The organism is Streptomyces sp. NPDC001231 (assembly GCF_042896885.1).
GTDB lineage: Bacteria > Actinomycetota > Actinomycetes > Streptomycetales > Streptomycetaceae > Streptomyces.
This window is the reverse complement of record NZ_JBIAXS010000031.1, coordinates 25,790-46,300: the sequence shown is the minus strand read 5'-3', so window position 1 is coordinate 46,300 and position 20,511 is coordinate 25,790. Positions and strand designations below refer to the sequence as shown.

Here is a 20,511-nt window from a genome sequence, read left to right as displayed (position 1 = left end):
TGCGGGAACGCCGATGGGGTCCGCCCGGCCGGGCGGACCCCATCGGCGTTCGAGGGTGGTGTGCGGTTACCCCCGCAACTATCCCTGAGCTGCGGAGACGGGTTCCTCCGCCGCCTGCTCGGAGGCCTCGGAGAGGTCCGCGCGGGCACCGCGCGGACGGGCCCACAGGAAGTACACGCCCGACAGGAGTGCCAGCCAGACGGCGCCGACGATCAGCGCGACTCGGGTGCTGTCGGAGAAGGCGAGGAGCCCGAGCACGCCGATCATGAAGGCGATCGTGATGATCTGGCCATAGGGCCAGAACGGGGCCGGGTACTTGAGTGCGGCCTGCTCCTGCGGAGACATCTTGCGGCGGGCGGCGACCTGCGCCACCAGGATCATCAGCCAGACCCAGACGGTGGCGAACGTCGCGATCGAGGCGATGATGACGAAGACGTTCTCGGGCATCAGGTAGTTCAGCAGGACGCCGAGCAGCAGCGCGCCCATCATGATGACCACGGTCAGCCACGGCGCCCCGTTGCGGGAGACCCGGCGCAGGGCCGTGGGAGCCTGGCCGCGCTCGGCCATGCCGTACATGATGCGGCCGGCGGCGAAGATGTCGCTGTTGATCGCGGACAGGGCCGCGGTGATGACCACCAGGTTCAGCACGGTCGCCGCGGACTTGATGCCGAGGCCGACGAAGATCTGGACGAACGGGCTGCCCGAGGAGTCGACGTTCTGCCAGGGGTTGAGCGACATGATCACCGCGATGGTCAGCACGTAGAACAGCACGATGCGCAGGGGGATCGTGTTGACCGCGCTCGGGATCGTCCTCTCCGGGTCCTGGGCCTCTCCGGCGGTGACGCCGATGATCTCGGTGCCGCCGAAGGCGAACATCACCACGGCCAGGGACATGATGACGCCGTGGACTCCGTGCGGGAAGAACCCGCCGTTGTTCCAGAGGTTCGACACCCCTATGTGGGCGCTGCCGGTGTGGATGCCGAAGACGAGGATCGCCACACCGGCGATGATCATCGCGATGATGGCGACGACCTTCACAAGGGAGAGCCAGAACTCCAGCTCACCGAAGACCTTGACGCTGAACAGGTTCATCACGCCGACGACGCCGACGACCGCCAGCACCCAGATCCAGCGCGGTACGCCGGGGAACCAGAAGCCCATGTACACGCCGAACGCGGTGACATCGGCCAGACAGACGATGACCAGCTCGAAGGCGTAGGTCCATCCGGTCGCGAACCCGGCCAGCGGGCCGAGGTACTTGGTGGCGTACTCACCGAACGATCCCGCGCACGGGTCGCTCACCGCCATCTCGCCGAGGGACCGCAGGACCAGGAAGACGGCTGCTCCGCCGATCAGATAGGCCAGGAGGACCGCGGGACCGGCAGCCTTGATGGATTCGGATGATCCATAGAAGAGCCCTGTCCCGATCGCTGAGCCCAGCGCAAGGAAGCGGATGTGCCGGGACTTGAGTCCCCTGGTCAAGGTCGTCGCCGTGTCCTTGGTCAACGTAGTGCTCCTTGGGGACGGGAGGTCCCGGACGGGTGTGAGGTGAGGGGGGCGCTTGCCGTTGCTGCGACGGCCATCGCCGCGCTCCTGGAACGAGAGCCTTGTATATTCCTGTATAGACAGGCACGTCAATAGGTGAACCAATGAGCGGACACGAGATCATCGAGACGAAATCGAGCAGCACCTCGCCCGCGGTCGGGCGCGCGCTGGACATCCTGCTGCACCTCGCCAGCCGCTCGGGCCCCGCGCAGGCCGGCGCGCTGGCCCGGGATCTGGGCATCCCGCGCTCGTCCGTCTACCACATCCTCTCGGTGCTGGTCGATCGCGGATTCGTCACCTACGTCCCGAAGGAGCAGGCGTACGGTCTGGGCGTCGCGTCCTTCGAGATCGGCTCCGCCTATCTGCGGCACGAACCACTGGAGCGGCTCGCGCGCCCGATCCTGCGCAGCCTGGCCCATCGCCTGGGCCAGACCGTGCACCTGGGCATCCTCTACGGCGCGGAGTCGGTCTACCTGCTCAAGGAGCGGCCGCCCGCGGGCCAAGGCGGCGACGTCGACGTCGCCCTCGTCACCGACATCGGTGTCCGGCTGCCGGCGCACCTGACGGCCAACGGCCGTTCGATCCTCGCCCACTGCGGCGAAGCGCAGCTGCGCGCCCTCTTCCCGCGACCGGGGAACCTCGTCACCCGCACGGGCAAGGGCCCGCGCTCACTGTCCGAGCTGCGGAGCCTGCTGGCACGGGACCATGAGCGCGGCTGGTCGGAGGAGATCGAGCTGGTCTCCGAGGGGCTCCGCTCGGTGGGGGTGGCGGCGTTCGACCACAACGAGCGGCCCGTGGCGGCCCTCAGCAGCACGTGGAGCCGGCACTACAGCCGTCATGACGCGGACCATGTGCGGCACGTCCTGCAACAGGGGGCGGCACGGCTGACGGCCGCGGTGTCCGGCCGCGCTCCCTCGGGGCCGGCGGCCGGCAGCGGGGCGCAGGATCCGTCCCCCGGACATCGGCGTTGCCCGGACGCGGCATGACCGGTGCGCGGCCCGGCGGTCAGTGCGTGTCGAACGTGCCCTCGAGGCGGTACCTGGAACCGGGATGCAGCAGCCGCGCGATGCTGACGAGCGCGCCCCGCGACCAGGTGCGGCGCTGAATCAGCAAGCACGGCTCCGACTCCTCGACACCCAGGATCGCGCACTCCTCCGCGGACGGCAGGACCGCCTCCACGATGTGTTCCCCCTTGCCCAGCGGCGCGACCTCGGACAGGAACGTGAACGGCGTGCGCCGGGTGAAGTCCTGCTCCAGGTAGCCGGGGGCGAAGTCCGGGTTGACGTAGCGGTCCTCCAGCTGGATGGCCACGCCGTCCTCGAAGTGCACCACTCGCGACCGGAAGACCGTGTGCCGCTCGCCGAGGCCGAACTGAGCGCTGACCTTCCCCGCTTCCTCCTCGCGCAAGGACAGCACCCGGGCGTGGTAGCGGTGGCCGCGGCGGCGGACCTCGTCGGCGATGTTGTGCACCTCGACCAGGGCGGAACTGCCCTTGTTCAGGGCCACGAAGGTACCCACCCCCATGACGCGCCGGAGCAGGCCCTGCGCGGTCAGCTCGCGCAGCGCGCGGTTGATCGTCATGCGGGACAGGCCGAGTGACTCGACGAACTGGTTCTCCGACGGCAAGGCGTCGCCCTCGCGCCAGCGACCGCTGGTGATCTGCTCGGTCACGAGGTCCTTCACCCGCTGGTACGCGGGAGCCGAACCCGGCGCCTGTTCCTCGTACAGACGGGCGAGGTCCGCACCCTCCACGGCCACGCCGTTCACCATCCTCGTCACCCTTGGTCCCCCCTGACACCCGGCCGGCGGGCTGTCGGAAAAATTCTAGGGGAAGCGCCTTCGTCCCTGTCCGCCGAGTTGGTCCGTGCCTGCCCGCCGAGCCGGTCCGTCCCCGTCCGCCGAGCTCGTTTCTCGGATCCGAGAAATCCGGGCGACGCGCCTGGCCGCCGGTGTGCCCCTCACGTGTCATGGGGCACGGAACAAGGTTCGACATCCCACCCAGGAGACAGCATGGCCGGCGATTCCCCAGAGGCCCGCAGCATCCGCGCCCCCCGCGGCTCCGAACTGAACTGCCTCGGCTGGCAGCAGGAAGGCGCCCTGCGGATGCTCATGAACAATCTCGACCCCGAGGTCGCCGAGCACCCGGAGGAGCTGGTCGTCTACGGCGGCACCGGCAAGGCCGCCCGCAACTGGGCCGCTTACGACGCCATCGTCCGCACCCTCAAGACGCTGAAGAGCGACGAGACACTGCTCGTGCAGTCCGGCAAGCCGGTCGGTGTCATGCGCACCCACGAGTGGGCACCGCGGGTGCTCCTCGCCAACTCGAACCTGGTCGGCGACTGGGCGAACTGGGAGGAGTTCCGGTCCCTGGAGGCGCAGGGCCTGACCATGTACGGCCAGATGACGGCCGGTTCCTGGATCTACATCGGCAGCCAGGGCATCCTCCAGGGCACCTACGAGACCTTCGGCGCCGTGGCCCGGAAGAAGTTCAACGGCACACTCGCCGGCACCATCACGCTCACCGCCGGCGTCGGCGGCATGGGTGGCGCCCAGCCTCTCGCCGTGACGATGAACGACGGCGTCGCCATCTGCGTCGACGTCGACCGCACCCGCATCGAGCGCCGCATCGCCCACCGCTACCTCGACGTCGCGGCGGACAGCCTGGACCACTCGCTCCAGCTCGCCATCGAGGCCCGGGACGCCCGCAGGCCGCTGTCCATCGGCCTCACCGGCAACGCCGCGGAGATCTTCCCGAAGCTGCTGGAGATGGGCGCGCCCATCGACATCGTGACCGACCAGACATCGGCGCACGACCCGCTGTCCTACCTCCCCGTCGGCGTGAGCGTCGAGGAGTGGCACGAGCAGGCCCGCAAGGACCCGGCCGACTTCACCGAGCGTTCCCGCAAGTCCATGGCCAAGCACGTCGAGGCGATGGTCGGCTTCCTCGACAAGGGCGCCGAGGTCTTCGACTACGGCAACTCGATCCGCGACGAGGCCCGCAAGGCCGGTTACCAGCGCGCGTTCGACTTCCCCGGCTTCGTCCCGGCGCACATCCGCCCGCTGTTCGAGGAGGGCCTCGGCCCGTTCCGCTGGGCCGCCCTGTCCGGCGACCCCAAGGACATCGAGGCCACGGACAAGGCCATCATGGAGCTCTTCCCGGAGAACGAGCACCTGCACCGCTGGATCAAGATGGCCGGCGAGCGCGTGGCCTTCGAGGGTCTGCCCGCCCGCATCTGCTGGCTCGGCTACGGCGAGCGCCACCGCGCCGGCCTGAAGTTCAACGAGATGGTCGCCTCCGGTGAGCTGTCCGCTCCGATCGCCATCGGCCGTGACCACCTGGACTCCGGCTCCGTCGCCTCGCCGTACCGCGAGACCGAGTCGATGCTCGACGGATCCGACGCCATCGCCGACTGGCCGCTGCTCAACGCCCTGGTGAACACCTCCTCCGGTGCCTCCTGGGTCTCCATCCACCACGGCGGAGGCGTCGGCATGGGCCGCTCCATCCACGCCGGCCAGGTCTGCATCGCCGACGGCACCGAACTCGCGGCCCAGAAGCTCTCCCGCGTGCTGACCAACGACCCCGGCATGGGCGTCATCCGCCACGTGGACGCCGGCTACGAGCACGCCACCTCGGTGGCTCAGCAGCGCGGCGTGCGCGTCCCGATGGCCGAGAGCGACACGGAATGAGCACGGACCGCACCGCGATGCCCGCCGGCACCGCGACGGTGACGGCGGATGTGGCTCCAGAGCCCTGGACGGGCCGGGACGACGGGCCCGGGGCCGACAACCTGCGCTGGCACCACGTGGTCGGCCTCGAACCCCATGACGCCGAACCGGGGGACGTCGCGTTCGTCGGCTTCCGCAGCGACGAGGGAGTCCGGCGCAACAAGGGCCGTCAGGGTGCGGCGGACGGCCCGCACGCGCTGCGCGGCGCCCTCGCGTCCATGGCACTGGCGACGCCGGTGCGGGCGCTGGACGCCGGCGACATCGAGGTGGCGGACGGCGACCTGGAGAACGGGCAGCACCGCCTGGGCCGGGTACTCACCTCGCTCGTCGACCGCGGCCACCCCGTGGTGGTGCTCGGCGGCGGCCACGAAGTCGCCTACGGCAGCTACCTGGGGCTGGCCGGCACCCGCGCCCTGCACGAGGGCGCTCGTCTCGGGGTGCTGAACCTCGACGCGCACTTCGACCTGCGCGACGACGTCCGGCCCAGCTCCGGCACACCGTTCCTCCAGATGGCACACGGCGAGGAGCGGCGCGGACAGCGGCTGAACTACTGGGTGCTCGGAGTGAGCCAGCCGAGCAACACCACCCGTCTGTTCCACACCGCGGACAGGCTCGGGGTGCGGTACCTGCTAGACACCGAGTGCGGCCTGCCCGACCTCCAGCGCGTCGACGCGTTCATCGACGAGTTCCTCGCGAGCTGCGACGTCGTGCACCTCAGCATCGACCTCGACGTGCTCCCCGCCGGTACGGCTCCGGGTGTGAGTGCCCCGGCCGCCTACGGGGTGCGGATGGAGGTCGTCGAGCACGTCTGCGCCGTGGTGGCGGCGAGCGGGAAGCTGGCCGTCTGCGACGTCGCCGAGCTGAATCCCGACCTCGACGTCGACCACCGCACGGCGCGGGCCGGCGCCCGGCTGGTCCACCGCATCCTGACCACCAGGAGCGCGACCGCCCGCCGGGCGTGACCTTCGAGCCGGTCGCCAGGCTGCGAGAGCGAAAAGGCCGCAGCCTGGCGACCTCCGTCTGAGTACGGACCTGAGTACGCGCGCTCATGCTCCGCGGCACGGCGCGCGCCAGACTCCACGGCATGACCCACCTACCGCCACCGGCCGAGGAGTTGCGGATCCTCGACGCGGAGTTGTGGCAACTCGACGCCCGCCGGACCCAGTTGCTGGCCCGCCGCGCCTACCTGATCGGTCTCCTCCAGCCGGCCTTCCCGCCCGCTCCGCCCGGGGCGCGGCGGCCCGAGACCACCGCGCCCCGGGTGCAGAACGTGCTCCTCGTCCTCGGCGGCGTCCTGCTGACCGTCGCCGCGATCGCGTTCACCCTGGTCAGCTGGGGGCACCTGGGGATCGCCGGGCGGTCCGCGGTACTCGCCACGGTCACCGTGGCGGCGCTCGGCGCTCCCGTGCTGCTGCTGAAGCGCGGGCTGGGCTCGACGGCGGAGGCGCTGGCGGGCCTCGGTCTGGCGCTGACGGTCCTCGACGCGTACGCGTTGCACGAGGTCGCGCTGCCGGCCGCCGACGGCACGGGGTACGCGGCCGTCGCGGCGGCGGTCCTGGGCGGGGCGTGGTGGGGGTACGGGAAGGGGCTCGGTTCCCTGCGCGTCCCCTTCCCCGCGGCGCTGGCCGCCGCCCAGTTTCCACTGCTGCTGTGGGCGGTGGCGGCCGGTACGGGCCCGTACGCGATCACGGCCGCGCTGTTGCTGACGGCCGCGTTCGATACGGTCGTCGCGCTCCAAACGTCCGCGAGGTCCCTGCGCGTCTCCGCCGCCATCGGCTCGTACGGGACGGGCGGTTGGGGCGTGGGGGCGGCCGGCGTTCTCTCCTGGGAGGCCTCGGGACCGAGCGCCGCCGCCCGTGCGTCGGCGCTCCTCGCCCTCGCGGCGGCGGTCGCGCTGTACGCCGCGTGGCGCGCTCCGCGGCAGGGCCTCGCCGTCGGCGCCGCGGTGACCGGCGGGCTGCTCCTGGTCGCGGCGCTCGGCGGCATCCCGCGCGCGTCGCTGCCCGGGGTGTGGACGGTGCCCGGCTATCTGGCCTGCGGGGTCGGGCTGCTGTCGGCCGTCCGCGGTCCGCTCCCGGAACCCGTGCGGCGCGGTGCCGTCCGGGCGTCGGCCGCCGTCCAGTCCCTGGCGGTGGTGTGGGCGCTGCCCCTGGTCGTCGTGGCGCTGTGGGGTCCGGTCGGATGGACGGGACGGGTCTGGTCGGGGGCGCCGTCGGATCTGCGCGCCGCGGTGACGGTCTGGGCGCCCTGGCCGGCGGACGCGGCGGCCGCGCCGCTGGTGCTCGCGGTCGTCGCGGCGGTTCTGGCCGGGGCGGCCCGCGTCACCACGACCCGGCGCGACCCGGCCGCGGCCGGTGCCGCGGTCCTGGTCTGGGCGACCGCGCTCGTCTTCCCGGCCGCCCTGCAACTCCCTTATGTGGCCGGTCTGTTCACGCAGGGGCTGACGGTCGTGGCGGCGCTGGCCGTGGCGGCGTACACGCCTCGGACGCCGACGTCCCGCACCGCCGTCCTCCTCTCCCTGTTCACCGCGGCCGGCCTCGCGCTCCTCTCGCTGGCCTCCCAGGGCGCCACCCTGGCCGTGCTCGCCGCGCTGACGGCGATCTTCGCGGTGGCCGCCGCACACCCGCGCCTGACCGCCGTCTGCGCGAGCGCGTCCCTGGCCGGTGCGGCGGGTCTCGCCTGTGCGGTGGGGGCCGCCGCGGGCCGGGCGCCCGCGCACACGGCGCTGCTGGTCCTGGTCGTCCCGGCCGCAGCGGCCCTGCTCGCGGCGCGGGTCCCGCGGGCCGGGGTGCCGGTCGAGGTCACGGGCGCCGTCGCGGGGCTGCTGGCCGTCGGGCTGGCCGTCACCGACCCGCCCGTGCTGGCCCTCGTACTGGCCCTGTGCGGGGTGATCGCGGCGGGCACCGCCGTGCGTGCCGACCGCCGTCAGGTGGGGTACGTCGCCGCCGCGCTGTTCGTGCTGGCCACCTGGGTGCGGCTCGGGTCGTGGGCCGTGGTCGCCCCGGAGGCGTACACCCTGCCGGTGACCGTCCCGGCGCTGGTCGTGGGCTTCGTCCGGCGTCGTCGGGACCCGGAGACTTCGTCGTGGACGGCGTACGGTCCCGGGCTGTCGGTGGCGCTCGTGCCGAGCCTGCTCTCGGCGTGGGCCGACGCGGACTGGCCGCGCCCCCTGCTGCTCGGCACGGCGGCCCTCGTCCTCACCCTGCTGGGTGCCCGCCACCGGCTCCAGGCGCCGCTCGTCCTCGGCGGGAGCGTGCTCGTGCTGGACGCGCTGCACCAACTCGCCCCCTACCTGGTGCAGTTGGCGGGCGTACTCCCCCGCTGGCTGCCTCCCGCGTTCGCCGGGCTGCTGCTGCTCGTGCTGGGTGCGACGTACGAGCAGCGGCTCCGGGACGCCCGGCGGGTGCGGGAGGCACTGGGGCGGATGCGCTGAGGGACGGCTACGGCATTCGGACGGCGAGCGTCGAGAGACCCGTAGGCTCGTGGCTGTCCATGGTTACGGAAGAGGGGGTCCAGAACATGAACGGGACAGTGACGGCGGTCAGCAGCAACGGGGAGTACTCGTTCACCAAGCCGAACCGGGGCAGCATCACACTGCTCGCCGGGCTCGGTGTGGAGGGGGACGTGCACGCGGGTGTGACGGTCAAGCACCGGTCGCGCGTCGCGCAGGATCCGACCCAACCGAATCTGCGCCAGGTCCACCTCATCCATGAAGAGCTCTTCGACGAGGTCGGCGCAGCAGGGTTCACGGTGGCGCCCGGCGAACTCGGCGAGAACATCACCACGCGCGGCATCGATCTGCTCGGTCTGCCGGTCGGCACCTTGCTGCGCGTCGGCGACTCCGCCGTCCTGGAGGTCACCGGCCTGCGCAATCCCTGTCGGCAGATCGACACCTTTCAGGACGGCTTGCTGAAGCAGGTCGTCGGCCGCGACGAGGCGGGGAACATCGTGCGCAGAGCCGGGATCATGACCATCGTGAGGGAAGGCGGCGTGGCGCGTCCCGGCGACACGATCGAAGCGGAACTGCCCAGCGGTCCGCACCGACCCCTGGACCGGGTCTGACGTGACTTCCGCGCAGCCCGTGGCACGAGCAGTCGAGACGCCGGGGCTACGGGCCGCTCGGGTGGTGGGTGAGGCTGCCGGTGTTCTTGACGATCACCGTGTCGCCGGTCCGGCTGAAATCGTAGAAGCGGTGGGCGTCCGCCGTGCTCAGGTGGATGCAGCCGTGTGAGGTGTCGGCCCGGCCGATGACGTGGTCCCACGGTGCCGCGTGGACGAACACTCCCGCGCTGGTCAGGCGCACGGCCCAGTGGACCGTGAGGACGTAGTAGTTGGGGTTGCCCGGATCACAGGTGACGTTCGCGCTGCACGAGGTCATCTTGACGACGGCGTCCTTGCCCAGCACGTGGAACGTTCCGGACGGCGTCCGGAAGCCGGGCTTTCCGAAGCCGATGGTGAAGGTCATCACCGTCCGGCCGTGATCCGTGACGGTCATCCGGTGGGTCGCCGCGTCGATCGTCGAAACGTGGCCCCCGGAGGCCGCCCGGGCGGGACCGGCGCCCAGCGTCAGGACCGTCGCGAGGGCGCCGACCAGTACGAGCCGGGTGGCGTCACGGAGGCGTGGGCGTGGAACCTGGCGTTGGTGTGCCATTTCTGATCACCGCCGCTCTGTGCATGAACCAGGATATTCCGCCCTCTCCGCGTCGGCGTCCGCGAGCGTCTCCTCCGAGAGCGTCCACAGGCGCCGGGCGCCCGCCGGGTCGACGGCGTAGCGGGCCACGCCCTGCGGGGACCTCCGAGGCGTCGCAGTCGTCAGCCGGGAAGGCGGCACCCCGACACCGACACAAACCTTGCGGGCGGGCAGCATCGATCTCGCCCTGTTGTCGTCGGCGCCGCCGTTTCGCGCGCCGGACAGCGAATCGCCCCCCACTGGCGCTGCATACGCTGAAGGCGCGGGCCCTGTGTCCGGCCGTGCCGGCGGCGCACCCGCTGGGGCGCGGGGATTTCTTCGATGTGACGGACCTGCGCGGACAGCGGTGGATCGCTGGTTCGTCACCCGGCGCGGACGGGCTGATGGGGGTGTGGCCGGGCCTGGACGAGCGCCCCGAGATCGTGCACACGACCCGGGACTGTCCGGCGAGACTGCATCCGGTGGCCGCGGGCTGCGGACTGACCACCGTGCCCTCGTCACCGGCCCCGGCAGCGCCGCCCGGCGTGCGCATCCTGTCGGTGAGCGGCGGACCGCGGGAGCAGCGGCGCCGGTTCCTGGCCCGGCTCCCCCAGCCGCCGGCCGAACCCGTGCGACTTGCGGCCGCACTGCGGGCCGCGACCCTCGGCACCACTTTGGATCCGTCGCCCTCGTGAGCGAAGCCGCGGTGGCCACCCCCGCCGGCCAGGGCCATCGCGTACAGGTCGGCGACCTGTACGCGAGGGGTTTCCAGGCGATCCCCGACGCCGTCCGCCGCGGGCGGGCTCAGCGCATGTCGGCCGGCCGGTCGGGCCCGTCGAAGGGGAAGCGGCGGCGGAAGTCGTCCGCCGCGTCCTCCAGCGTGCAGAAGCCGACCCCGTCGTGCCCGGAGACGTAGTCGATGAAGCGTTCCAGCATGAGCAGCACCTGGGGGCGGCCGCTCACATCGGGGTGCAGCGTGATCGGCAGGACCGCGTAGTCCAACTCCCGGTGAACCCAGTCGAACTGGTCCTTCCAGTCCTGCTCCAGGACCCGCGGGCTGACGTAGCCGTGGCTGTTGTGGGCGTGCTTGTTGAACATCATCGGCGGCAGGTCGTCGACGTACCAGTTGCCGCAGAACTCGACGAGATCGACCTCGTGGCCGTGGATCAGGGGCTTCATCCAGTCCTTGGCCTCGGCGGTGTAGTCGATCTTGGTCCACTGGTCGCCCACGCGGGCGTAGAAGGGGGTGAAGTCGCGGTAGTTCTGTGAGTGGTCGTAGGAGAAGCCGTACTTGTGCAGGAGCTCCGCGGTGTACGGGGACATCTCCCACCAGGGCGCGACGTAGCCGCGCGGCTTGCGTCCGGTGTACTGCTCGATGAGCTCCACGCACTTGGCGAGGACGTCCTCCTCCTGCTGCGGGGTCATCGCGATCGGGTTCTCGTGCGAGTAGCCGTGGGCGCCGATCTCATGGCCCGCCTCCACGACCATCCGGGTCTGCTCGGGGAAGGTCTCGATGGAGTGGCCCGGGATGAACCAGCTCGTGCGTATGCCGTACCGCTCGAAGAGCCTCAGCAGGCGCGGGGTGCCGACCTCGCCCGCGAAGACGCCGCGCTGGATGTCGTTCGGGGAGTCCTCGCCGCCGTAGGAGCCGAGCCAGCCGGCGACGGCGTCCACATCGACACCGAGGGCGATCTTGATGTCCTTGGTGGCCGTGGGACCGGTCGTCGTGGCCCGGGTGGTGCTTTCCTGCGTCACAGTGCGCATTGCCTTCCGTGCGAAGAGGTCAGAGTCGGTGGTCGAGGGCGCTGTGGATGCGGGCCGTGGCGGCGGACAGCGCGGCGGTGTCGGCGCCGGACCAGTCGCGTTCCTCCATGCTGTGCACGGAGAGCCAGCCCGCGAGGGCTCCGTCGCGTTCGACGGGGCCGAGCATCTGCGCGTGTACTCCGTAGACGTCGATCAGCGCCTGCGGCGGGTGCGGGATCGCCTCGAAGTGCGGCTGGACGAGAGGGGTCCGGTTGCGCTCCAGCCACTCGACGGTGTTCAGCCGCCGCTGGTCGAGGGAGGCGTCGCGGCGGATGGACCGCACGCCCTCGCGGTGCGCCTCGCCCGCCGTGAGGTCGACGTGCAGTCCGTGCTCGGGCAGGTCGACGCGGAAGGTGGTGCGGTCGGCGCCGGTCGCGGCGAGCAGGTCCGTCAGCACCTCCTGGAAGCGGGCGCGCGGGCTGCCGGTGCGCAGCAGGTCGCCGTGGCCGGGGAGCGCGGGGGCGGCGCCGGCCAGGTCCAGCGACTTCCACAGGGTCGCGGTGACACTGTCGAACACCGGGACTTTCAGTTCCTGTTCGAGTTGCTCGGCGACCCCGGCGCCGTGCACGTTGGTGCAGACGACGGCGACCGCGTGGGCGTCCTCGCGCGCGGCGTCGCGGATCTGGCGGGCGACCTCGCCCTGCGGGATGCGGGCGAAGGCCTCGTTGTCGCTGATCCCGAACGGCTCGGCGGCCAGGGTGCAGACGACGCCCTCCTTGGCGTACGTCGCCGCGATCCGCTCGGCCACGTCGCGGGTGTAGGGCAGGGCGAGCCCCAGCCGGGTCACGCCGTACGCTGCGCAGGCGTCGAGCAGCGCGAGGGTGGAGGTGGTGGCGGGCACGCCGGTGGCCTCGGTGATCGCGGCGCACAGTGCGCGGTCGCGGTCGACGCCGAGCCAGGAGCCGGAGGTGCCGTTCCAGGCGATCACATCGACTTTGGCGTCGGCGAGTTGCCGGGCGGCGGCGAGCATCGGCTCAATGTCGAACTGGGCGTCGCAGCCGTCGTCCAGCGCGATGCGGGTGACGGGTACGCGGGCGAAGTGCGCCGTCACACCGGCGTCGGCGCCGGTGGCTCCCAGCAGCCGGTATGTCACCGGTTCCAGGCAGGTGTTGGAGGACGGGGTGAGCATGCCCAGCCGATGGGGCAGTCCGTCGGGCTTCGCGCGCGTGAGCGCCGTCGCCATGGTCGAGGTCGTCGGGGGCTTCGTCATCGGGTCGTCAGCCTCCTGCTGCAGTCGAGGGCGAGGGACGACGCGGTGAAGAGCACACCCGCGCCGACGAAGTACAGAAGGGCCCAGGTGTAGGAGCCCGTGCCGCCGACGATGAAGCCCACGACGATCGGTGTGACGATGCCGGCGATGTTCCCGGAGAGGTTCATGGCGCCGCCGACCATCCCGGCGTTGGCGCGGCCCGCGAGGATGGACGGCAGCGACCAGTACAGGCCCGCCCAGCGCAGGAAGAACAGCACGGTGGAGAGCAGGACGACGGCCGTGACGGCGTCCGGCACCAGCACCACGCCGAGCAGTCCGGCGACGACGACGGCACCCGCGACGCCCAGCAGCGTGCGCATGACCGTGTTGACGGGGGTGCCCTTGGACTGCCAGCGGTCGGACAGCCATCCGCCGATGAGTTCCCCGACGAATCCGGCGCCGAAGATGGCGAGAGTGGACCAGCCGAGCGTCGCGATGTCGAAGCCCTTGGCCTCGGAGAGGTAGAGGGGCCCCCAGGTGAGCAGTCCGTAGAAGACGCCGTTGAAGCCCATCCAGCCCAGGCACATCGCCCAGAAGGAACGGTGCCTGAGGTAGGGCAGCAGCCCGGCGCGGCCGCCCTTCTCCCCTTGCGCGTCCTCCACCGCGTGGGCCTGTTCGATGTACGTGGCCTCGGCTTCGTTGACCCGGGGATGCTCGCGCGGGGTGTTGCGGATGTACCAGGCCGCGTAGAGCCCGACGGCGGAGGTCAGCACACCGGCGATGACGAAGCTGACACGCCAGCTGCCGGTCCAGGTGATCAGGCCGGAGATGATGACGCCGCCGAGCGCCGCGCCGAGCGGGGCGCCGCCGTCCAGCAGCACCGCGCCCCTGCCGCGCTCCCGGGCGGGCAGCCACTGGGCGTTGAGCTTGCCGCCGGCCGGCATCACGGGGGCTTCGACGGCGCCGAGCGCGAGTCGCAGTCCGAGCAGCGAACCCGCACTCGTCGCGCCGGCGGTGAGCGCTTGGACGACGCCCCAGCCGACGCAGGAGCCGGATGCCATGAACCGGGCGCCGAAGCGGTCGATCAGCCAGCCGCTGGGCAGTTGCATCAGCGCGTACGTCCAGAAGAACGCGCTCAGGACGAAGCCGGTGGTCTCCTTGGAGAGGCCGAGATCCTTCGTGATCAGTGGCAGGGCCACCGAGACGGAGCTGCGGTCGATGTAGTTGAGCGCGACGACACCGAGGAGCAGCACGAACATGGTCCAGCGCACCCGGCTGGGCCGGGCGCCCGCGGGGGAGGCGGAACCGGGCGCGGTTTCGACGTCCGCCTCCCGGGCGCTCCCCGGGGCGGTCCCTGAGGTGGGCTGTCTTGCTGAGGCACTCATGGTGAACCCTCGTTTCAGCAGGGGAAAGGAGGTGAAAAGGGCACGGTCCGGCGCCGGGCAGGACGGGGTCCAGGCGGGACCAGGACAGCTGCAGCAACGTCACAGCCAGGCCGTTCGTCGGCTTGGTATACCTAAAATGAAGGTGCGAGATCTCCCCGTCAAGGTTTTGGTATACCTTAATTTCCTCGACATGCCCGGAGGGCTTGTGAACCCGAAGAAGACCGCGGCGGCCGGCACCGACCCGGCGGCACAGCAGTCCGCCTCCACCTCGGCCACCGGTTCGATGTGGCTGCGCGACCAGGTCTGCGAAGGCCTGCGCGACCGCATCATCACGGGCCGCCTGAGACCGGGAGACCGCCTCATGGAGCGCGAGGTGGCGGACGAGTTCGGGGTGTCACGCGTGCCGGTGCGCGAGGCGATCCGCATCCTGCTGTCCGAGGGGTTCCTCCAGGCGCTCTCACCCCGCCGCATCGTCGTGCGCAGTATGACCCGCGAGGACGTCGAGAACCTCTTCGACATGCGCGAGGCCCTGGAGGTCCTGGCGGCGCGCCGCGCCACCGAGCGCGCGACCGCGGGCCAGCTTCAGCACCTGGCCAAGCTGTTGCAGGCGGCACGGCGGGCCACCATGTCCGGTACGCCCGAGCGCATCTCGCGCGCCAACACCGCCTTCCACCACCAGATCATGGAACTCGCCGGCAACGACCTCCTCAGCACCACGCTCGGCTCGCTCGAAGGACGACTGCGCTGGCTCTTCCAGCAGATCGACGATCCCCACCCGCTGTGGGACGACCACCGAGGGCTGTACGAGGCGATCGCGGCCGGAGACGCGGAACGGGCCGCGGACCTCTCGCTGCGGCACATCCAGCACTACCGAAAGGTCGCGCTGAGAGTGCTGTTCGAGGAGCCGCCCTCCCGGCCGTGAACAGCCGAGCCTGCGCGCTCACGGCCACCCGGCCGGAGGGGCGCCGTGACCTGCCGGCGCCCCTGCATCGCTGCGCGGCATGCGCTCGCGGGCTCTGCACCGCGTGCCCGACTTCCATCCACGCGGGCCTGCCGATCCTCGGGATCGGCGGCGCGCAGGCCCAGGTCGGGATCCTCGGGCGCTGCGGCTGTCGGAGGAGGAGCGCGCGCACCTGTTCCGGCTGGCCGGGCTCGCGCCGCCGGGCCCCGAGACGGTGCCGGCGTACATCACCCCGAGCATCCAGCGGCTGCTGGACCGGCTGACGGGAACACCCGTGGCGGTCTTCGACGCGTCCTGGACCCTGCTCATGGCCAACGCGCCGTACGCGGCCCTGATGGGCGACCCGTCCGGCCGGCGCGGCAACGAGCGCAACGGCGTGTGGCGCCACTTCCTCAGTCCGGGGACCGGGGCCCGGCGCGCACCGCAGGCGCAGCGCGATCACGAGGCCGCGCTCGTCGCCGACCTGCGCGCGGCCGCCGAACGCCACCCGGCCGACCGGCGGCTGCAACGGCTGATGGCCGAACTGCGCGGCGGCAGCGAGCGGTTCGCCCAGCTGTGGGACGCGGGCGCCGTCGGCCGCCACGAGGCCTCGCGCAAGACGATCGACCACCCGCGCGTGGGGCCCGTCATGCTGGACTGCGACGTCCTCACCGTGGCGGGCAGCGACCTGCGGATCATGGTCTACACGGCCGAACCCGGCACCGAGGACGCCGAACGCCTCGCCCTCCTCACCGTCCTCGGCACCCAGGACCTCGTCACCCCCACCACCTGAGCATCCCGCCGGATACGTCCTTGGCCTGCCTCGACGTCGATTTTGCCTATAGGTATTAGGTAAATGCATAATGGCTATCGGATCGCGGGTGGCCCCGATGGCCGCGCCGCGTACCGGCACCCGTGAACAACCCGTAACTCTTGATCAACAGGCTGAGGCGATGAACACCGAGCACGACTGGATCACCACACCCGTCACCGCGGACCTCCTGCGCGGCGCCCTCGACGTGGAGCGCACGGCGCACGGACTGCTGCCGCACCGGCTGCCCGCCGGGGCGCGTCGGCAGATCCCCGACGAGCAACTGGCCATGGCCGAGGCCCAGCCGTCCGGCGTACGGCTGGCCCTCCGCACCCGGGCGACCACCATCGAACTGCTCACCCTGCCCACCAAGAGGGCCTACCGCGGTCTCCCGGCCCCGGCGGACGGCGTGTACGACCTGCTGGTCGATGGACGCCTCGCGGGCCAGGACACGGTGACCGGTGGCAACGTCCGCACCATCGACATGGCCACCCAGTCCGCCGAACTGCTCGAAGGGCCTCCAGGCACCGCCCGGTTCACCGATCTGCCCGCACGGGACAAGGACGTCGAGATCTGGCTTCCTCACGCGGAGATCACCGAGTTGATCGCGCTGCGCACCGACGCCCCGGTCGAGCCGGCGCCGGACAGCGGCCGCAGGGTGTGGCTCCACCACGGCAGTTCCATCAGCCACGGCTCGAACGCCGCCCACCCGACCGCCATCTGGCCGGCCCTGGCCGCGGCCCGGAGCGGAGTGGAGCTGGTCAACCTGGGATTCGGCGGCAGCGCGCTGCTCGACCCGTTCACCGCCCGGGCGATGCGGGACACCCCCGCGGACCTGATCAGCGTCAAGATCGGCATCAATGTCGTCAATACCGACGCGATGCGTCTGCGCGCCTTCGTCCCCGCCGTCCACGGCTTCCTCGACACCATCCGCGAGGGGCATCCGACGACGCCGTTGCTGGTCGTGTCCGCCATCCTCTGCCCGGTCCAGGAGGACACTCCCGGCCCCCTCGCGCCCGACTTCCAGGGCGGGACCCTGCGGTTCAGGGCCACGGGCGATCCGGCCGAACGCGCCGCCGGGCGCCTGACGCTCAACGTCATCCGCCACGAACTCGCCCGGATCGTCGGGCAGCGGGCGGCCGACGACCCGAACCTGCACCACCTCGACGGCCGTGAACTGTACGGCGAGACGGACTACGCCGAACTCCCGCTGCCCGACGAGGTCCACCCCGACCCCGCGGGTCACCGCCGCATCGCCGAGAACTTCGCACGGCTCGCGTTCGGCGCCGGCGGCCCCTTCGCCCCCGAGACCAACGGCTGACCACATCACGGTCAACTCCCCTTCGTCGGGGGGGGGCGTTGAGCCGGCGTGGACGTACCCGATCAGGCGACCCGGCACGGCCCGTGTCCGCGGAGGGGCCGGGAGACTAACCTCGGGCCATGCCCAAGACCCCGGTGGCACGCTTCTACGACGAACTGGCCGACGACTACCACCTGATCTACGAGGACTGGGACGCCGGCACGCGCCGGCAGGGCCAGGCCCTGGACGCCCTCATGGGCGAAGGGCGAGCGGCAGTGCTCGACTGCTCCTGCGGCATCGGCACGCAGGCCATCGGCCTGGCCCTGCTCGGGCACCGCGTCACCGGGACGGACCCGAGCCCCCGCGCCGCAGCCCGCGCCGCGCGTGAGGCCGCCCACCGGAATCTGACGCTGCCCACGGCCGCCGCCGACATGCGGCACCTCCCCTTCCCCGGCGCCCGGTTCGACGCCGTCGTCTGCGCCGACAACTCCCTGCCCCATCTGCTGACAGCAGGACGTCCACACCGCCCTGTCGGAGATGCGCCGCGTCCTGCGTCCCGACGGCCTGCTGCTGGTCAGCACACGCCCCTACGACGACCTGCTGCGCACCCGCCCCACTTCGACACCTCCGCAGGTCCACCGGTCTCCGGACGGCGCGGAACCCACCATCGGCTTCCAGCTGTGGCACTGGCACGAGGACGGCGAGCACTACGACTTGGAGCACTTCCAACTCCTGCCGGATGGCGGGCAGTGGCGGGTCGCGGTCCACCGGGCCGTCTACTGGGCACTCGGCCGCGACCGGCTGGCCTCCTTCGTGGCCGACGCGGGATTCGTGGACCCGGTGTGGCGGATGCCGCAGCAGACGGGCTTCTTCCAGCCGCTGCTCATGGCGCGTGCCGGGAAACAGTGAGGGCCGCGGGCCCCGCGTGGCACCCCGGCAGGCCGCACCCGGCCCCCATACGACTGCATCCCGTTCACCGACAGTTCACGCACCGGCATGGCTGCCGCACACTCGGCCCTCCTAGCGTCACGCTCTACCAAGAGTTCGTATAGGGAGAGCAAAGTGCGCAAGCTGCTGCCGCTGATCGGAACACCGTCCGGTTCGCATCCCGGCGGGCGGTCCGCCCTGACCTGCCGCTACCGCTGCGGCGACGCGTGTTTCCACGAGGTGCCCAACACCAGCTCGGGCGAGTACGTCGGCGACGTCATCGCCGGTGCCCTCAGCCGCCGTTCCGCGCTGCGCGCCGCCGCCGTCGTGACCGTGGCCGCCGCCACCGGCACGGCCGCCCTCACGGCCGCGGCGCCCGAGGTCCAGGCCGCCCCCGCGAAGGGGCAGGCAGCCGCCGGGGGCAGCGGTGACGCCGCCCGCGGCCTCCGCTTCACCCCCGTCGCCCCCAACACCGCCGACGCCGTCACCATCCCGGCCGGTTACGACCAGAACGTGGTCATCCGCTGGGGCGACCCCATCCTCCGCGGCGCGCCCGCCTTCGACCCCGAGAACCAGACCGCCGCCGCCCAGGCCGGCCAGTTCGGGTACAACAACGACTTCCTCGCCCTGCTGCCGATCCAGGGCGAGCACGACCTCCAGCTCCTCGTCGCCAACCACGAGTACACCGACGAGGTGATCATGTTCCGGGGGTACGACCCGGAGAACCCCACCCGGCAGCAGGTCGAGGTCGCCTGGGCCGCGCACGGTCTGGCCGCCGTCGTGGTCCAGAACGACAAGCGCTCCGGACGCCTCACCGCCGTCCCCCGCCACCCCCTGAACCGCCGTGTGACCGCCACCAGCGAGTTCCGCCTCACCGGGCCGGTCGCCGGGTCCTCCCTCCTGAAGACCTCCGCGGACCCGAGCGGCCGCAAGGTCCTCGGCACCCTCAACAACTGCTCCGGCGGCGTCACCCCGTGGGGCACCACCCTCCACGGCGAGGAGAACTTCAACCAGTACTTCGCCAACGGCGGCCGGACCACCGACAAGCGGTACGGCATCGGGACCGGTGCCACCGAGCGGAAGTGGGAACGGTTCGACAAGCGGTTCGACATCGCCCAGGAACCCAACGAGGTCCACCGCTTCGGCTACGTCGTCGAGTTCGACCCGTACGACCCCACCTCCACGCCCCGCAAGCGCACCGCCCTCGGCCGCTTCAAGCACGAGGCCGCCACCGTGCGGCTCACCGCGGACGGGCGGCCCGTCGTCTACTCCGGCGACGACGAGCGGTTCGACTACTTCTACAAGTTCGTCGGCAGCAAGCAGATGCGGCACGGGAACAGCCGCGGGGCACGTGAGCACAACCTGACGCTGCTCGACGAGGGCACCCTCTACGTGGCCAGGCTCACCGGCGACTCCCCCGCCTCCGAGATCGACGGCAGCGGCAAGCTGCCGAGCGACGGCGAGTTCGACGGCTCCGGCACCTGGATTCCGCTCGCCACCGCCACCGCCCACGGCGCCGTCTCCCACGTCGAGGGCATGACCGCCGAAGAGGTGTTCGTGTTCACGCGGCTGGCGGGCGACAAGGTCGGCGCCACCAAGATGGACCGCCCCGAGGACATCGAGCCCTCCCCGCACACCGGCAAGGTCTACGTCGTCCTCACCAACAACACCAACCGCGGCAAGAGCGGCCAGGCGCCCGCCGACGAGGCCAACCCCCGCAACGCCAACAAGCACGGGCACATCCTGGAGCTCACCGAGGGCCGCGACCGGCCCGAGAGCACCACGTTCGCCTGGTCGGTCTTCCTCGTCGCCGGCGACCCCGCCGACCCGTCCACCTACTTCGCCGGGTTCCCCAAGGACAAGGTCAGCCCCATCTCCTGCCCCGACAACGTGGCCTTCGACCCGCACGGCAACCTGTGGATCGCCACCGACGGCGCCCAACTCGGCTCCCACGACGGCCTCTTCGGCGTCGCCACGCGCGGCGACCGGCGCGGTGAGCTCAAGCAGTTCCTGACGGTGCCCGCCGGCGCCGAGACCTGCGGGCCGATCATCCAGGACCGGCGCGTGCTGGTGGCCGTGCAGCACCCGGGCGAGATCGACGGCGCGTCCGTGGAGAAGCCGGCCAGCACCTGGCCCGACGGCCCCGGCAAGATCGTCCGCCCGGCCGTGGTCTCGGTGTGGCGCACCGACGGCCGCGACATCGGCGCCTGAGACCC

The 20,511-nt window shown here is 71.6% G+C and carries 15 protein-coding genes and 2 pseudogenes; 11 read left to right on the top strand and 6 right to left on the bottom strand.

Features of this window, described 5'->3' with window-relative positions:
- Positions 1 to 78: 78 nt before the first annotated feature.
- On the bottom strand, positions 79 to 1,506 hold the full coding sequence (locus ACFY3J_RS31015; RefSeq protein ID WP_390842219.1) for an amino acid permease: 1,428 nt from the start codon (positions 1,504 to 1,506) through the stop codon (positions 79 to 81).
- Between the two features lie 143 nt (positions 1,507 to 1,649).
- Here ACFY3J_RS31015 and ACFY3J_RS31010 point away from each other — a divergent pair, with 143 nt between their 5' ends.
- The gene (locus ACFY3J_RS31010; RefSeq protein ID WP_390842218.1) at positions 1,650 to 2,531 is read left to right on the top strand and encodes an IclR family transcriptional regulator; all 882 of its coding nucleotides are present in this window, start codon (positions 1,650 to 1,652) and stop codon (positions 2,529 to 2,531) included.
- A 19-nt stretch (positions 2,532 to 2,550) separates the two neighbouring features.
- Here the strand turns inward: ACFY3J_RS31010 and hutC are convergent, their stop codons facing one another.
- Positions 2,551 to 3,315: a histidine utilization repressor gene (gene hutC / locus ACFY3J_RS31005; protein WP_390842216.1), complete on the bottom strand. Its 765-nt coding sequence runs from the start codon at positions 3,313 to 3,315 to the stop codon at positions 2,551 to 2,553.
- Between the two features lie 240 nt (positions 3,316 to 3,555).
- Here hutC and hutU point away from each other — a divergent pair, with 240 nt between their 5' ends.
- The 4 genes from hutU to ACFY3J_RS30985 all read left to right on the top strand — a co-directional run bounded on the left by hutU (position 3,556) and on the right by ACFY3J_RS30985 (position 9,333).
- A complete protein-coding gene (gene hutU, locus ACFY3J_RS31000) occupies positions 3,556 to 5,232 on the top strand; it encodes a urocanate hydratase (RefSeq protein WP_390842215.1) in 1,677 nt (558 codons plus the stop codon).
- A complete protein-coding gene (gene hutG, locus ACFY3J_RS30995) occupies positions 5,229 to 6,233 on the top strand; it encodes a formimidoylglutamase (RefSeq protein WP_384178475.1) in 1,005 nt (334 codons plus the stop codon). The genes hutU and hutG overlap by 4 nt, the downstream gene beginning before the upstream one ends.
- Before the next feature lie 122 nt (positions 6,234 to 6,355).
- Complete coding sequence (locus ACFY3J_RS30990) at positions 6,356 to 8,704, top strand: SCO7613 C-terminal domain-containing membrane protein (protein ID WP_390842214.1); 2,349 nt, start codon at positions 6,356 to 6,358, stop codon at positions 8,702 to 8,704.
- An 86-nt stretch (positions 8,705 to 8,790) separates the two neighbouring features.
- Positions 8,791 to 9,333, top strand: coding sequence for an MOSC domain-containing protein (locus ACFY3J_RS30985; protein ID WP_390842213.1), 543 nt, complete (start codon positions 8,791 to 8,793; stop codon positions 9,331 to 9,333).
- Between the two features lie 46 nt (positions 9,334 to 9,379).
- Here the strand turns inward: ACFY3J_RS30985 and ACFY3J_RS30980 are convergent, their stop codons facing one another.
- A complete protein-coding gene (locus ACFY3J_RS30980) occupies positions 9,380 to 9,922 on the bottom strand; it encodes a L,D-transpeptidase (protein WP_390842212.1) in 543 nt (180 codons plus the stop codon).
- Between the two features lie 148 nt (positions 9,923 to 10,070).
- Here ACFY3J_RS30980 and ACFY3J_RS30975 point away from each other — a divergent pair.
- Positions 10,071 to 10,635, top strand: a pseudogene (locus ACFY3J_RS30975) (LysR substrate-binding domain-containing protein); the annotation flags it as partial.
- A gap of 109 nt (positions 10,636 to 10,744) precedes the next feature.
- On the opposite strand, the gene ACFY3J_RS30970 reads toward ACFY3J_RS30975, so the two are convergent.
- The 3 genes from ACFY3J_RS30970 to ACFY3J_RS30960 are packed head-to-tail and all read right to left on the bottom strand — an operon-like array spanning position 10,745 to position 14,317.
- On the bottom strand, positions 10,745 to 11,704 hold the full coding sequence (locus tag ACFY3J_RS30970; RefSeq protein ID WP_390842211.1) for a polysaccharide deacetylase: 960 nt from the start codon (positions 11,702 to 11,704) through the stop codon (positions 10,745 to 10,747).
- A 19-nt stretch (positions 11,705 to 11,723) separates the two neighbouring features.
- Positions 11,724 to 12,953 carry an aspartate/glutamate racemase family protein gene (locus ACFY3J_RS30965; RefSeq protein WP_384178460.1) on the bottom strand — a complete coding sequence of 410 codons (1,230 nt, stop codon included), beginning with the start codon at positions 12,951 to 12,953 and terminating at the stop codon, positions 11,724 to 11,726.
- On the bottom strand, positions 12,950 to 14,317 hold the full coding sequence (locus ACFY3J_RS30960; protein ID WP_384178457.1) for an MFS transporter: 1,368 nt from the start codon (positions 14,315 to 14,317) through the stop codon (positions 12,950 to 12,952). Before ACFY3J_RS30960 ends, ACFY3J_RS30965 begins: the two co-directional genes overlap by 4 nt.
- 190 nt (positions 14,318 to 14,507) lie before the next feature.
- On the opposite strand from ACFY3J_RS30960, the gene ACFY3J_RS30955 reads away from it, so the two are divergent.
- The 5 genes and pseudogenes from ACFY3J_RS30955 (at position 14,508) to ACFY3J_RS30935 (ending at position 20,506) form a co-directional block, all read left to right on the top strand.
- Positions 14,508 to 15,239, top strand: coding sequence for a GntR family transcriptional regulator (locus tag ACFY3J_RS30955; RefSeq protein WP_390842209.1), 732 nt, complete (start codon positions 14,508 to 14,510; stop codon positions 15,237 to 15,239).
- 79 nt (positions 15,240 to 15,318) lie between these two features.
- Positions 15,319 to 16,050, top strand: coding sequence for a transcriptional regulator (locus ACFY3J_RS30950; RefSeq protein WP_390842208.1), 732 nt, complete (start codon positions 15,319 to 15,321; stop codon positions 16,048 to 16,050).
- 160 nt (positions 16,051 to 16,210) lie between these two features.
- Complete coding sequence (locus tag ACFY3J_RS30945) at positions 16,211 to 17,389, top strand: GDSL-type esterase/lipase family protein (RefSeq protein WP_384178447.1); 1,179 nt, start codon at positions 16,211 to 16,213, stop codon at positions 17,387 to 17,389.
- A gap of 119 nt (positions 17,390 to 17,508) precedes the next feature.
- A pseudogene (locus ACFY3J_RS30940) lies at positions 17,509 to 18,277 on the top strand (class I SAM-dependent methyltransferase).
- A gap of 153 nt (positions 18,278 to 18,430) precedes the next feature.
- Positions 18,431 to 20,506, top strand: a complete 2,076-nt coding sequence (locus ACFY3J_RS30935; RefSeq protein WP_390842207.1) for a PhoX family protein — start codon at positions 18,431 to 18,433, stop codon at positions 20,504 to 20,506.
- Positions 20,507 to 20,511: the final 5 nt, after the last annotated feature.

Excerpts from the sequence above, each read along its gene's own strand:
- ACFY3J_RS30965 (WP_384178460.1), bottom strand. The coding sequence starts at position 12,953 with ATGACGAAGCCCCCGACGACCTCGACCATGGCGACGGCGCTCACGCGC.
- hutU (WP_390842215.1), top strand. The coding sequence starts at position 3,556 with ATGGCCGGCGATTCCCCAGAGGCCCGCAGCATCCGCGCCCCCCGCGGC.
- ACFY3J_RS30970 (WP_390842211.1), bottom strand. The coding sequence starts at position 11,704 with ATGCGCACTGTGACGCAGGAAAGCACCACCCGGGCCACGACGACCGGT.
- ACFY3J_RS31010 (WP_390842218.1), top strand. The coding sequence starts at position 1,650 with ATGAGCGGACACGAGATCATCGAGACGAAATCGAGCAGCACCTCGCCC.
- ACFY3J_RS30985 (WP_390842213.1), top strand. The coding sequence starts at position 8,791 with ATGAACGGGACAGTGACGGCGGTCAGCAGCAACGGGGAGTACTCGTTC.
- ACFY3J_RS30950 (WP_390842208.1), top strand. The coding sequence starts at position 15,319 with ATGCGCTCGCGGGCTCTGCACCGCGTGCCCGACTTCCATCCACGCGGG.
- ACFY3J_RS30955 (WP_390842209.1), top strand. The coding sequence starts at position 14,508 with ATGCCCGGAGGGCTTGTGAACCCGAAGAAGACCGCGGCGGCCGGCACC.
- ACFY3J_RS30980 (WP_390842212.1), bottom strand. The coding sequence starts at position 9,922 with ATGGCACACCAACGCCAGGTTCCACGCCCACGCCTCCGTGACGCCACC.
- ACFY3J_RS30960 (WP_384178457.1), bottom strand. The coding sequence starts at position 14,317 with ATGAGTGCCTCAGCAAGACAGCCCACCTCAGGGACCGCCCCGGGGAGC.
- ACFY3J_RS30990 (WP_390842214.1), top strand. The coding sequence starts at position 6,356 with ATGACCCACCTACCGCCACCGGCCGAGGAGTTGCGGATCCTCGACGCG.
- hutC (WP_390842216.1), bottom strand. The coding sequence starts at position 3,315 with ATGGTGAACGGCGTGGCCGTGGAGGGTGCGGACCTCGCCCGTCTGTAC.
- hutG (WP_384178475.1), top strand. The coding sequence starts at position 5,229 with ATGAGCACGGACCGCACCGCGATGCCCGCCGGCACCGCGACGGTGACG.
- ACFY3J_RS30945 (WP_384178447.1), top strand. The coding sequence starts at position 16,211 with ATGAACACCGAGCACGACTGGATCACCACACCCGTCACCGCGGACCTC.